Consider the following 13,114-nt stretch of genomic DNA (forward strand, 5'->3'; position numbering starts at 1 on the left):
ATACCCGGGCTCCACTTTTGCTGGGTTTGCAGAGGCAAAAATGAATTTTTTTGATTTTTGTTCAATAAAAGGCGTAAATGCCGCTGCGTTTAAGTTCAAAATATAATTACCCGTGAAAAAATTCTTTGATTTTTCCTTTTTCAGAAATGATCTGCTCGGTGGGATAACAGCAGGTATCGTTGCTTTACCCCTGGCTTTGGCCTTTGGGGAACAATCCGGCCTCGGAGCAGCTGCCGGACTTTATGGGGCTGCTTTCCTGGCATTCTTTGCGGCTATGTTAGGTGGGACCTCAACCCAAATCAGTGGACCTACCGCGCCTATGACGGCTTTGAGTATGCTGGTCATAGCAGGAATTTTACAGACCTTTGAGGGGGATTTAGACGCTGCCCTGCCCGTTATTTTGATGGTTTTTATGTTAGCCGGACTTATTCAGATAGGGATGGGTGCACTGAAATTGGGGACCTACATCAAGTTTATTCCCTATACAGTTGTATCGGGATTTATGACGGGTATAGGCGTCATCATCATTATTACACAGCTTTTGCCTGCCTTAGGTTATAATTCAGGCAATGATGCACAAGTGATAAATAGCTTCAAGCCCCAGGCGGAAGAGTTGATTTTGAATCGAATCCTGGCTGAGGAAGCGGAAGGAGGGAAATTGGTGATGGAGAATTTTGAGGGTACGATCAGTCGATCTGAAGAAGTCTCAGATGCAGCCATTTTAAGAGAAGCTGAAGTATTGGCCAGCAATTCTTCCAAAGGTGTGATTGGCTCACTCAAATATTTGCCCAAGGCCCTGGGCAATATCAATTGGACAGAATTATTGCTGGCTCTGATTACCATATTCATTATCTACGGCTTTAAACGGATTACTACAGCTATTCCGAGTACACTTATAGCCCTGGTGGCGGTTACGGGAGGAGCTATTGCGCTGGGAATAGATTACCTCACCATTAGAGAAATTCCTTCCCAAATCCCGATGCCTGAGTGGCGAATATTTACGGAATTTAATGCATCCGCTCTAGCTCCCTATATCGTTACGGCTTTTATGCTGGCCTTATTGGGGGCTATTGATTCCCTGTTAACCTCAGTAGTAGCTGATAACCTGACCAAGACCCGACACAAACCCAATCGAGAACTGATTGGGCAGGGGATAGGCAATAGTATTTCCGCACTTTTTGCCGGCTTGCCAGGAGCAGGTGCCACGATTCGTACGGTTGTCAATATTCAGGCAGGCGGGAAAACCAAAATTTCAGGCATGGTGGCCGGATTATTCCTCCTGATTATTCTTATTTCTCTGGCACCTATTGCTTCTATGATTCCTGCGGGAGTTTTGGCGGGTATTCTGCTGACGGTTGGAATCGGCGTAATGGATTATAAAGGATTGAAAGCCCTTCCTAAGATGGAAGGTTCCGAAAAAATCATTTTGATCACGGTATTACTGCTTACGGTCTTCTGGCAATTGGTCTATGCAGTAGGAGTAGGTCTGGTAATGGCTGCTCTCGTCTTCCTGAAGAGAATGAGTGATATTTCCGCAGATACCTTAAGAATCGTTGACCTGGAAGAAAGTCATGAGGCAGAACCGCTTTGGGAGGATGAAGTACAGATTGCTGATGAAATCAGAAGTAAAGTCCTGTTCAAACACCTTGATGGGCCTATGTTTTTCGGTATCGTCAATAACTTTCGCAACGTAATTGCGAACTTGAAAGACTCTCATTTATTGGTAATTCGAATGGAAAAGGTACCATTTATAGATCAGTCTGGCATGTATGCCCTTGAATCGGTCATCGGAGAATTGCATGCTAGAGAGGTGCTCGTGGTGCTTTGTGGGGTAAATGAGCAGGTCGCGGGCTTTTTGAGGGACATGCTCATAATCCCCGAGGTGGTAGAAGAAAAGCATGTGTTTGACACCTTCACGGATTGCACTGTCTGGTTAAAGGATATACTCAGCCAGGAAGGGGCTCTGGATGAAGAATTGAAGTTGCTGGCAAAGAAACTGGAAGGATAAAAAAAGAAGCGTGGCTCAAAAGGCTGCGCTTCTTTTTTGACCTTAGGTCTAGGTCCGGCTAAAAGTGCGGATGCACATTGGCGACTTCTTCCAAAGGAGTTATGGGTTGAACGACACTCCAATGCTCCAGAATTTTGCTGGTTTCGTCCATCCTGAACCAGTCGAAAACTACTCGTTCCTCCTCCCCAAAGAAATGGGAATGCGCCATAACGAGATCGCCCGAAGCCAAGAGGGCTTTATTGTCATGCAACATCCGGCCTCCGTGTTTTTTAACAATATGTTCCTCCAAATCAGCATGGCCTTTCAATTCTCCTTCCGTTTCATGATGGTAGATATACTCGGAACTTACAAATTCTTTGAGTTGATCGATTCTACCTCGATTCAGGACATGATCCAAAAAGCGCTTTACGCCTTGCTTATTGGCGGCAACCTTTTCGGCTGAAACCGCTTTCTCACCATCTCCTCCTCCGGCTATCGCTTTCTCCAACTGATCCTGAGGCATAGGCGCCAAAGCATCCCAATGTTCCTTTATTTTCCCATCTTCTACTCTCCACATATCCACGCAAAGCAGAGGAAGATCACCCAAGGGATTGGGGGCGGTGTAATAGCCGTGATACACCATGATGTCCTCGTCTGAAATCCACCTCACGGCCTTGTAGCCAAAATCAAATTGCAGCATCTCCTTGATGTGTTCGATGCCGTCTTTGGCCCAGGGATTATGTTGGATGAAATCCTTTGCGAAGGATTTCTCTACTACTTCTTCATCCTTGGTTTCCAGGATAGCTCCCATGCCGTCCCACACCAATTGGATGTTTTGTTTTTCTGCTTGACTTAACATTTGTAAAAGAATATTTACTTAGATGATAAAGGCCTTCAACTGAAGCCCAAACATCAGCAAATAGCATGTTTTAGTATGAAAAAAACAAGTAGTTATATTTTTATTTCCTAGTATGTAAAATATGACTAAAGTTGATTATCAATACTTTAGGAATGTATTTTTTTTGAATAAAATCTGGAATGATTTCATTTAAAATACGCTTCCCTAAAAGCGCTGGGGTTTTCTCCGGCTACTTTTTTGAAGGTTCGATTGAAATAAGACAGGCTTTCAAAGCCGCTTTCGTAACAGGCTTCGCCTACTCTTTTACCAGAAAGTAATAAGCGTTTTGCCTGGCTGATTCGGTATTGATTGAGGAATTCTATGAAGGTGCTTCCATGCGCCTTTTTGAAGTAGCGACAAAAGGCTGCTTTGCTGAGCGTAGCAAGTTCCGCAACCATGTCGATCGATATTTTCTCAGCATAATGGATGTCTACAAAGGCATATATCTTTCGGAGTCTTTCCTGTTCCTTTTTGCTATAGGAATTTACATAATCCTCTTCATGCAGCAGCTCAAATTCTTCACTTTCAGATAAAAGCTGGAAAATATGTAAGAGCTCGAGAAATTGATCAAAAGCTGAAAGTAAATGAAAGCTTTTTAAGCGTCTTCCAATTTCTTCTTTGGTTTGGCCAGAAAATGCTATCCCCTTTTGGGAGCGCTCAAACAAAGTATAGATCTGCTGTAGTTCCGGAAATTTTTGAAAAAATTCCTGTTTAAAATAGGGATGAAATTGCAAAACGACTTTTTCATAATCTCCCTTTACCCCATAGTCAAAATTCAGGTGGGGAATATTAGAGCCAATCAGGACCAGGTCATTGAAAGTATAGGGAGAAATATGGTCTCCGACATGCCGGTTTCCATTGGTTCCTTCTATATAAACCAATTCATATTCCGGATGAAAGTGCCAAAGGAAAACTTCACTCAGCTGGGGATTGCGCAAAAGTCGGAAGGAACTTCCTTCATCAGGTCGAATACTTTCAAACTGGGTTTTCATGAAAATATTTGTTCTAAGTATGCAAAGTTCGGGTATAAAACATTGAAAATATCAATATAGTTCAAATTTTGGCAAAAATTGGAGTGGAGATGACTCTATGCTGAGCCTAGCTTTGTATTAAATCATTAAAACAATCTCAAAATGAAAAATACAAAGCAAACCCCTGCCATGATTCCCGATAATGCACATACGGACATTCCCGGGAATCCCTCTACAGCTACTTCAAGTAAGATCAAACTCAGTGATCGTTCCAATGGAAAGCCTTTACGCGTACTCAGCGAAGAAGACTGGGCTTTCTGGAAACACATGGGATATATCGTCATCAAAGGAGCTGTTCCAAAAGAACAAGCTCGGGCGACCGCAAATTTTCTCTGGGAATTTGAAGAAAAGAGCCCCGATAATCCTGCCTCCTGGTACACGGCCCCTCGTGCAGAAATGAAAATGAAAGAACTCACAGGTACCGGTATGGTTGAGGTTTACAATAACCAACACCTTTGGAACAACCGCATGAGCCAGAGAGTATATGATGCTTTTGTTGATATCTGGGGAACGGAAAAACTTTGGGTAACCATAGACCGTGCAAATTTGAATTTCCCCATGCGTCCCGGACATGAATACAAAGGTTTTATTCACTGGGATTACGACCCGGAAACTCTTCCTCAAAATGTACAGGGAGTTCTGGCTTTGGAGGATCAGACAGACGAAAATATGGGAGGTTTCCAGTGTATCCCCTGGCTGTACAGAAACTACCATGAGTGGAAATTGACCCAGCCGGATGACCGCAATCATTTCCAACCGGATACCACTGGTCTGGAAGATGAAATTGTGAAGGTAAAACTGGAAGCCGGCGATCTTCTGATCTTCAACTCTACCCAGCCCCATGGTATTCGCCCCAATCTTTCTACAGATAAAGTTCGAATTGCTCAGTATATCTCCATGATGCCAGCTCAGGAAGAAAATGACTCACTTAGAGACTGGAGGGTAAATAGTTGGGAAAAGCGCATTGCGCCGGAGGGATATGCATTTCCCGGCGATCCTCGCAACTGGGAGCAAACTAAGTATGAGACAGCAGATCTAACAGAATTAGGAGAGAAACTGCTCGGTTTGAAAAAATGGTAAATTAATCACAACAGAAGGGATGGAAGCTTCCATCCCTTCTGTATATTTAGATTTAGAAAAAATACTACTCTATGCTCGACGCACTTAGCTTATGGGATATAGTCATTATCCTCATCTACTTCGGAATCATTCTGTATATCGCCAAATGGGCCTCTGGCAGCGAAGCTGAATCAGGGGCTTCGGTCGATTATTTTCTGGCGGGGAAAAGCCAAACCTGGTTGGTGGTTGGGGCTTCCTTATTCGCTTCAAATATCGGTTCGGAAATTATCCTGGGAGTCTCAGGCGCCGGTGCAAGGGGAGATATGCCTATGGCCAATTTTGAGATTCTGGCCGCTTTGGTTCTGATCCTTTTGGGCTGGGTTTTTGTGCCCTTTTACTTACGAACCGGAGTATATACCATGCCGGAGTTTTTGGAAAAACGCTATTCAAAAGCCTGCCGAAATTACCTTTCCGTGGTATCCATTCTCGCCTATATCATCACCAAGATTTCCCTCATTATTTTTGCAGGTGCACTGGTTTTTGAGGTAATCGGAATTCCCTTTTGGACAGGAGCTATAATTACTGTTTTATTGACAGGTTTCTATACTGTTTTGGGAGGATTACGAGCGGTAATTTATACCGATATGGTACAGGCCTTTATTCTTTTGGCCGGAACCATGGCTGTTACCTTTTTCGGTCTGTATCAATTGGGAGGCTGGGGTGAAATGATGGCCATTCTGGATAGGGCTGCAGAAGGAGGGAATAGTCCGGCATCCAGTGAATTCTTCAATTTATGGAGGCCGATGAGCGATACTGAATATCCCTGGACCGGTATGCTCTTTGGTGCACCCATACTTGGAGTCTGGTACTGGTGTACGGATCAATATATCGTACAGCGCGCCCTTTCAGCCAAAGACATCCCCAATGCTCGGAAAGGAGCCCTATTTGCCGGCTATCTAAAATTATTACCAGTTTTTATCTTCTTTATCCCGGGAGTAATTGCTTTCGCCCTCATGCAAGAAGGGATGCTGGAATTCTCTATGGAAAAAGCAGACCAGGCTCTGCCTGCTATGATCACCAACTTTCTGCCTTCTGGTTTAAAAGGACTGGCCATTGCAGGTCTTCTGGCGGCACTCATGAGTTCCCTTTCCTCTGCCTTCAATTCCAGTTCAACTCTGCTGACTATAGATTTTTACCAACAAAAAAATCCCAATGCGACAGAGAAAGAATTGGTGAGATTTGGACAGATTGCAACCGTCGTTTTAGTGATTGTGAGTTTGGGTTGGATTCCATTTATGGAAACCCTCATGGGAGGAGGGATCTTCCTTTATCTCCAAAGTGTTCAAGCTTATATTTCGCCTCCAATCGCAGCCGTTTTTCTCTTCGGTTTATTCTATCCCTGGATCAATGCCCGCGGTGCAATCGTGGCTTTATGGTCAGGTTTTGCAATCGGTGTGTTTCGTCTGGTAGTAGAATTTATGAGCAAAGAAGGAGCAATTACGATTAGCGAAGGCTCTCTCCTGAGCATGTTTTTAGGAATCAACTTCCTTCATTTTGCTTTCTTCCTTTTCATTTTCTGTGCAGCAGTATTGATGCTGGTGAGTCGTACTAGTGAGGCTCAGAATCCCGAAGATTTGGCAATGCTTACATTCCAGAGAAATGGAGATCGAGCTGGATTTAAAATGAATACAGATGTGCGACTGACCTTATTATTAATTGGTCTGGTTTTGATCCTTTGGTGGGCATTTAGTCCGCTGGGATTGGCAGCTTAAGTCTTCTTGATATGGATCTGAAATTAACAAATAAAACCGCCTTGATTACGGGTTCTACTTCCGGAATTGGCTATGCAACTGCTAAAATGCTGTCTCAGGAAGGGGTAGAAGTTATTTTGAATGGAAGGAATCAAGCCAGTCTGGAAAAAGCCGTTAAGAAATTGAAGGCTGAGGTAGAAGGAGCGAAAGTCAGTGGGATTGCTGCTGATTTTGGGGTGGCTGAAGAAGTAGATGGGCTAATAAAAATGCTCCCGGATATCGACATCCTCATCAACAATGTCGGTATCTATAGCAGTACTTCATTTTATGATACTACAGATGAGGATTGGTTCAGGCATTTCGAAGTAAATGTGATGAGTGGTGTCCGACTTTCCCGAGCCATTCTTCCCAAAATGCTCGATCGAAATTGGGGAAGAATTATTTTTATTTCCAGCGAATGTGCGACCCTGATTCCTGAGGATCTGATTGCCTATAGCATGACCAAAGCGGCATTGCTCTCTGTTTCACGTGGACTCGCTCAACTATGCAAAGGAACTGAAGTTACTGTCAATAGTGTCTTGCCGGGATCTACCCTTACAGAAGGGGCCGAAAGCTTTCTGGAAAAGCTGGCTAAGAAAGAGGGAAGTACAGTTGAACAAGCAGAAGCTGATTTCTTTACCAATATCCGAACCTCTTCTCTATTGGCTCGTTTTGCCAAAGTCGAAGAAGTAGCCAGTACCATTGCATACCTGAGTAGCCCGTTGGCAGTCGCGACCAATGGAGCCTCTGTCAAGGTAGATGGAGGAAGTACGGGAGGGATTTTGTAAAATTATACTCATAGGGACAGATTATAATCTGTCCCTATGAAGAATTCTTTAAGCTGGCTCTTTCACTGCCACCAATTCCAATATGGTTTTTGAACTGTCAATATTGGTATAATCAAGCTTTACGAAGCCATATTCCTGATTGAAAAGAGATACCAGCTGAGTAAGCCCTAAATCGCTTGTAGCACTAGCATGTATTTCAATACACTCGATTTCTCCCAATGCTGTTTGATATAGCTTCTTTTCTTTGATCTCATACTGATAGGTGTTTTCGATCACCCCTTCCCATTCCTTCCATCGTTCATCTCCCCAGGCAGCTCCAATGTTCAAAGACCAGTCCCAGCTATTTCCCACTTCATAAGGAGCCTGAACAAAAGGAAAAGGATTGAGTTCAAGGATGCGAAAATATTTATCCCGGGGAGGATGTATCCAGGTGTTTTTTTCATTTTCAATGACTCCGGACATGGAATTGAAAGTCGAATTCCCGGAAACATCCGGATAGTCATAGGAAACAATGGTCTGATTGTAGTCGGGTATGCTTTCGACAAAAGGACTGAGACCACTTCTTGACTTAATGATTACCTGTTTAACTGCGGCTTCAGCATCCGGCTCAACAAAGTGCCAGGAAGTAGCCCATTTCTCCGGATCTCTGCCGTCTTTGAATGATTGTTTTTTGCCTTCTTTGGTTTGGTGAAAGAAATCATAGGCAAATGCCCGGCCGGGTAGATAAATACGATTGTTGTCTGTAAAGCGATTTTGATCTGTATAGGTAGAATCAAACACTTCTACATAAATGCCATCTTCTTCTATCAATTGGTAGGCAGTAGTTTCCGTTTTTTCGGTTGTAGACGGTTTTTCGCAGGCAATAAAAGCGAGTAAAACCAGCGTGATGTATTTCTTCATGTACGTTTCAGGAAATTAGGTTTAAGAATATATCGATATAGATTTAGCAGGAATAAAATCAAAATAAAAGCGGGAATCGCTACTAAAAAGAGCCAGAAATTAAATTCCATATAGCTCATGCCCAGGAGATTGGCCATGTTGATACAGAAATCTGTGAAATAAAAGTAGGTCGATTTAAGGATTTCAGCCATGTCTTTTTCGAATAAGGCCCCAGAAAAGAAGGAGCATAAAAAGGGGAGCAAGAATTACGTAAATCAAGAGATTTATGGCCTGATAACTCATGCCCAAAGGATTGTTTTTGAGCCATTGAATATTGGCGACATAGTAGGAAGAAAGTTGAGGATGATTCTCCCGAAAACTACCTGCATGTGGGCAGCCTTTGTCGTGGCAATAACGGCTGCAGTCAACGTTGTCATAAGCATGAGTAGGAGAGGGACTACATTCATTTATCCCCACCATAAATAGGAAGGGGAGAAGTATAAAGCCGATAATTTTTAAGCGAATTGACATCTGCTTATGCTTAAAAATGAAGAAGCTTATACTTTTTGGCGAATGCATAAACCGCTTCAGGTGGACCAAAAATGAACTGAGCCGTTTGATCACCAGTAAATATATCGACGAAACGTTCTTTATAGCCTTTTTCCATGAGGATAAAATGCAGGAGTTCCATGATTGGGCTTAATTCATACCAATCTCCGCTATCCTCAAGTTCTATGATATAAGCTTTCTCATTTTCAAATGCAGTGAGCTTGTAGCTGTATTCATATTCGGAGACTTCTTCGACTTCTAGCCAGACTTCCAAATCCTCCAGGCTTCCCTGACTGTTTTTTGCAAACTCCAGCATTAGGCTGTCATAATCTAAAGGAACTATACTGGCTTCTACATCAAACCATAGAGAGATTTTTGCGGCTTCAAAAAGTGTATTGATTTTGCCTTGACTTGTCTGTTCTTGAAAGGCCTTTGCCCGTTCGAAAACATCCTGAGAAAATGTTTGGCTAATCACTCCCATGCGTAGCGCATCAGCTGCCAGTTCTTCAAAACTCATAACTTGGAAGGCATAGGATTGCTGAAACGCTTTAATTAAGTCCTGATTCTTTAGGAGTTGATCCAGCTTGTCAATCAGGTCTTTTTGATTTCTGGCAATTAGCTTTGATACAAAAGAATCCAGTTCATAATCTTCAAATGAGTTCTGCTCAAATTGGAGAATAATTTCATGGAGAATTTCCTCTTCATCAGTAGCATCAAATACATGAATCATAATATTTGTATAAGCCAGGGGACTTTTTTGAAAATCCAGGCCTTCTAATAGTTGCTGCTTATACTTTTTTGCATCTATTCGCATTAATGCCAGCTGAACCCATCCCTTAAATTCCTCTTTTTCTGAAAGCTGTTCTGCTATGGGAAGTATTTTTTCTCCCTCGTACTGAAGCATAAGGGAAAGAATATTTTGTGCTGGATCAACATTTTCAAGCACTTTCCCATCCAGAAAGTCTTTCAATCCATATTGATTTTTATCCAACATATCCCAAAAGAGCTGAAGTACTTTCTTTTTGGCTTCTTCATTGCCATTTTCTATATATTTCTCAAGGCCAAAAAGGATATTGTTATTTTGCCATCCCCCTAATTCAAAGTTTCCAGCCAGCATATTTTCGCAGATAAAGTCGAGGGCCTTCATACTCCTTCCATCTGTACCTAGCCAAAAAATTAATCGGGGCACTTTAAATGCTTTGCCTTTAATCAATAAATTTTCAAAAACTTCCACATAGCCCGGGAGTTTTGAATAGCCAGCTAACTGGACAATGCTAGAGAAATCTTCTTCTTTATTCAGGTTGGCAAAAATGGCTTCTACTAGAACCGCCTCCCTAACCTGATAGGATTCGGGATCGTCATAGTCTCGATCTATGTGATTATAAAGCAGCCTTCTTTGCTCAGCATCTTCTCCTTTAAGAATCTCTATTAATTCTGGGATCACAGATTTATCTCCCCCTTTATATTTCTCAGGAGCTGATTTGTTTGCCTCGATTTTTCTTAGCTCTCTTTCGAGTTTTTCTCTTTTTACTTGTATGCTTTGACGTAGTTTACGTAACTCATTTTTTTTAGAGATGACCAAAATATCAGGCTTGTAATCTGCTTCTTGCATTGCTTTCGTTCTGTCCAGCTGAGCCCTCACCATCTCCTCCAGAAATTTGTCCAAATCCAGGGTGTCAGATTGCGAGTAAAGAAAGAAGGGGAAAATTAAAATGAGAAATGAAAGGATTGGTTTCATAATGTATTTCAAGGCTGCATGATTCTACCGTAAATTATAAATAATTATAGACGAAAGCCCAATTTGCGGTCTTGATTTTGCATATGCTACCCAGGACGAATTATACTGTTTCTCGTGTAGTTTGAATTAGTAGATTTTTCTACACAGTTCAGGAGGCAAAATGTACCGCTTAGTGAGAAAAGTTTCCTTTCCCGTGAGAAAGTTGAAAATATACTCATAGAGGCATGTACTTTTATGTAACACTCAGATCAAAAATACGGACCCAAAAAAACCCTGAAAAGAGCTTTAACTAAAATAGCGCTTGAGATATTGATGTCCGGAATATGTCCAAATTTTGGCAAAAGCATCTCAGCCAATTTTACTGATTAAGTCAATAAGAAAGGGAATGGGAAAAAAGAGTTCTCCTAAAGTAAGCCTTGTTACTGTAGCATATAATCGTGCGCATCTGATTGAGCGCTCAATCGAGAGTGTCCTGAAGCAAACCTTCAAGGACTGGGAGCTTATTATTGTTGACAATGGCTCCACAGATAATACACGTGAAGTCCTGAAAAAGTATAAGGCTTCGAAATACAAGAAGAAGATTCGGATTTTTCATCTGGAAGAAAATCGTCGCTATGCAGGAGGAGTAAATTTTGGGATGGACCAAATCAGAGGGGAATGGTTTAGCTGGCATGATGATGATGATGAGATCATTCCAGAGGCGCTGGAAACTTTATTAAGAATTCCGGAAGAAATTGATCCGACCATAAATGCAGTTACTTGTAATTGTATCGACACGACTACCCAGAAATTTTCCGGTCATGGACTGAGTGAAGATGGCTTTCTCAGCTATGAGGATATCATGACCAAGGTAAGTGGAGAATTTTGGGGAATCACCAAAACCGAACTACTTGGAGATAAGCGGCTCAATGAAGATTTGGTGGGCTTTGAAGCCACCCTTTGGAACCAAATTGATCGGATTGCTAATCGCTACTATATCCATAAGCCTTTGAGAATTTGGTACACCGATCATGCAGGAACCATCTCCAAGGCACTCCGCAAGAAAAATGTTACTACCAAAGCAAAAATATACAGAGCCCTGATCAATGAAGGCATGTACTGGGAAGATATGCGCAAGTATCAGCCGAGTAAGTATCTTTCTAAATTGGCGAAAGGAATGGTATATCTGTATGGAGATGGCGATGCTCCCAACGCTAGATTATACGAGCAGCAATTGAAAGGGGAGTCCCGCAGCATAAGGCATGCTTTACTTTCAAGGGTAGCAAAATCTTTACCGGCCGGCCTGCTGAAAGGTCTCATACAGGCAGTACCTACCAACGATTAAATGCATTTTATCAATATACTGGGTCTTGCGAAGTATCGTGAGACCCTGTTTTTTTGTCTTCTCTGAGGTAAAGGAAAAAAGGAAGGCCAAAAGCAATTCCAAAAGCAAAGGTCATCAACCAGACCAGGGGCCACTTCTTTATGCCCAGTTTCTGGCTTTCCCTATAGGACCAGATCAAAAAAAGGATTAGCACAAAAAAGAGGTCCATCATAAAGGCGGAGGAAACATGATTGGCAAACATAAGTTGCATCGTTTCCAGGGGGCGTGCATACAAAAGATAATTCCCAGTCTCGATAGATTCCAGTAACACAAAGATATTGGGTAGGACAAAGCCGAGGATGCTGAGGAGAAGATAGCTTCTTTTCATAGAAAATTGTTTCCTCAAATCTAGCTGTCTCTCTTTAGGTATCTCCTTGACTTTTGTTAAGAAAATCTTTTTCCATCCTTCTTTTTTTGATCCGACTCAAAGATTCCGGAGTAATGCCCAGATAGGTGGCCAAATGGTATTGTGGAATTCTTTGAAGCAGGCCTGGATTTTCTTCCGACAGTTTGAGGTAGCGTTCTTCAGGCTTGAGGGTAATAAAGGAAGAAATGATGTCCTGGTAAATGATAAGTTCCTCTTCCATCATGATACGGGCAAGGGCTTCAAACTTTGGGGAGAACGCCAGCAGTTTCGCAGCCGCTTCCATTCCGATTTCTACCAATTGACTATCCTCTATACATTGCAGACTGTGGCGGGACGGAAGTTGGCGGGTAAAGCTTTCGTAAGAACTTATAAATTGATTCTCTGTATAGAAAAAAGCGGTTTTTTCTTCTCCTTCTATTTCATAGTACAGCCTCACACAGCCCTTGAGATTAAAGTAAAAGCTCTGAGAAATTTCCTTCGTTTTGAGGATGATGCTTCCTTTTGAAAATTCCCGTAAGCCAACTGCCTGCATGAGAAACTCTTTTTCTTGCTCATTCAGGGCTAAAAATTGGTTGAGGTGATCCAAAAAGGGCTGCAAACTCATAGGAGCAAGATAAAAAAGTGCTTCCAATATTTCATGAATGAAATATGGCCTGAAAAGCATA

At 42.2% G+C, this 13,114-nt stretch carries 12 protein-coding genes; 5 read left to right on the top strand and 7 right to left on the bottom strand.

The genetic code is table 11. The features are described from left to right. The first annotated feature begins 112 nt into the window (after positions 1–112). Entirely contained in the window at positions 113–2,008 is a 1,896-nt protein-coding gene (locus tag R8P61_30265; protein ID MDW3651402.1) for a SulP family inorganic anion transporter, read from the top strand. Between the two features lie 58 nt (positions 2,009–2,066). On the opposite strand, the gene R8P61_30270 is transcribed toward R8P61_30265, so the two are convergent. Both R8P61_30270 and R8P61_30275 read right to left on the bottom strand, forming a co-directional pair. Continuing rightward, entirely contained in the window at positions 2,067–2,846 is a 780-nt protein-coding gene (locus R8P61_30270) for a nuclear transport factor 2 family protein (protein ID MDW3651403.1), read from the bottom strand. A gap of 185 nt (positions 2,847–3,031) precedes the next feature. After that, on the bottom strand, positions 3,032–3,877 hold the full coding sequence (locus R8P61_30275) for an AraC family transcriptional regulator (GenBank protein ID MDW3651404.1): 846 nt from the start codon (positions 3,875–3,877) through the stop codon (positions 3,032–3,034). A 141-nt stretch (positions 3,878–4,018) separates the two neighbouring features. Here R8P61_30275 and R8P61_30280 point away from each other — a divergent pair, with 141 nt between their 5' ends. From R8P61_30280 to R8P61_30290, 3 genes are all read left to right on the top strand, one after another. Beyond that, a complete protein-coding gene (locus R8P61_30280) occupies positions 4,019–4,996 on the top strand; it encodes a phytanoyl-CoA dioxygenase family protein (GenBank protein ID MDW3651405.1) in 978 nt (325 codons plus the stop codon). Positions 4,997–5,067: 71 nt separating this feature from the next. Continuing rightward, a complete protein-coding gene (locus tag R8P61_30285) occupies positions 5,068–6,747 on the top strand; it encodes a sodium:solute symporter (GenBank protein ID MDW3651406.1) in 1,680 nt (559 codons plus the stop codon). Between the two features lie 11 nt (positions 6,748–6,758). Next, positions 6,759–7,553 (top strand): SDR family NAD(P)-dependent oxidoreductase, encoded by a 795-nt coding sequence (locus R8P61_30290; GenBank protein ID MDW3651407.1) that lies wholly within the window; start codon positions 6,759–6,761, stop codon positions 7,551–7,553. Between the two features lie 48 nt (positions 7,554–7,601). On the opposite strand, the gene R8P61_30295 is transcribed toward R8P61_30290, so the two are convergent. The 3 genes from R8P61_30295 to R8P61_30305 form a co-directional block, all read right to left on the bottom strand. After that, positions 7,602–8,453, bottom strand: a complete 852-nt coding sequence (locus R8P61_30295) for a hypothetical protein (GenBank protein MDW3651408.1) — start codon at positions 8,451–8,453, stop codon at positions 7,602–7,604. 183 nt (positions 8,454–8,636) lie between these two features. Next, the gene (locus R8P61_30300) at positions 8,637–8,963 is read right to left on the bottom strand and encodes a hypothetical protein (GenBank protein MDW3651409.1); all 327 of its coding nucleotides are present in this window, start codon (positions 8,961–8,963) and stop codon (positions 8,637–8,639) included. A 10-nt stretch (positions 8,964–8,973) separates the two neighbouring features. Continuing rightward, the gene (locus R8P61_30305; protein ID MDW3651410.1) at positions 8,974–10,719 is read right to left on the bottom strand and encodes a hypothetical protein; all 1,746 of its coding nucleotides are present in this window, start codon (positions 10,717–10,719) and stop codon (positions 8,974–8,976) included. A 385-nt stretch (positions 10,720–11,104) separates the two neighbouring features. Between R8P61_30305 and R8P61_30310 the strand changes: the two genes are divergently transcribed. Beyond that, the gene (locus R8P61_30310) at positions 11,105–12,043 is read left to right on the top strand and encodes a glycosyltransferase family A protein (GenBank protein ID MDW3651411.1); all 939 of its coding nucleotides are present in this window, start codon (positions 11,105–11,107) and stop codon (positions 12,041–12,043) included. A gap of 10 nt (positions 12,044–12,053) precedes the next feature. Here the strand turns inward: R8P61_30310 and R8P61_30315 are convergent, their stop codons facing one another. Together R8P61_30315 and R8P61_30320 are read right to left on the bottom strand one after the other, a co-directional pair. Further along, positions 12,054–12,410 carry a DUF2834 domain-containing protein gene (locus R8P61_30315; protein ID MDW3651412.1) on the bottom strand — a complete coding sequence of 119 codons (357 nt, stop codon included), beginning with the start codon at positions 12,408–12,410 and terminating at the stop codon, positions 12,054–12,056. Between the two features lie 34 nt (positions 12,411–12,444). Then, the gene (locus tag R8P61_30320; GenBank protein ID MDW3651413.1) at positions 12,445–13,113 is read right to left on the bottom strand and encodes a Crp/Fnr family transcriptional regulator; all 669 of its coding nucleotides are present in this window, start codon (positions 13,111–13,113) and stop codon (positions 12,445–12,447) included. Position 13,114 lies beyond the last annotated feature (1 nt).

This window comes from Bacteroidia bacterium, assembly GCA_033391075.1.
Classification (GTDB): domain Bacteria; phylum Bacteroidota; class Bacteroidia; order J057; family J057; genus JAWPMV01.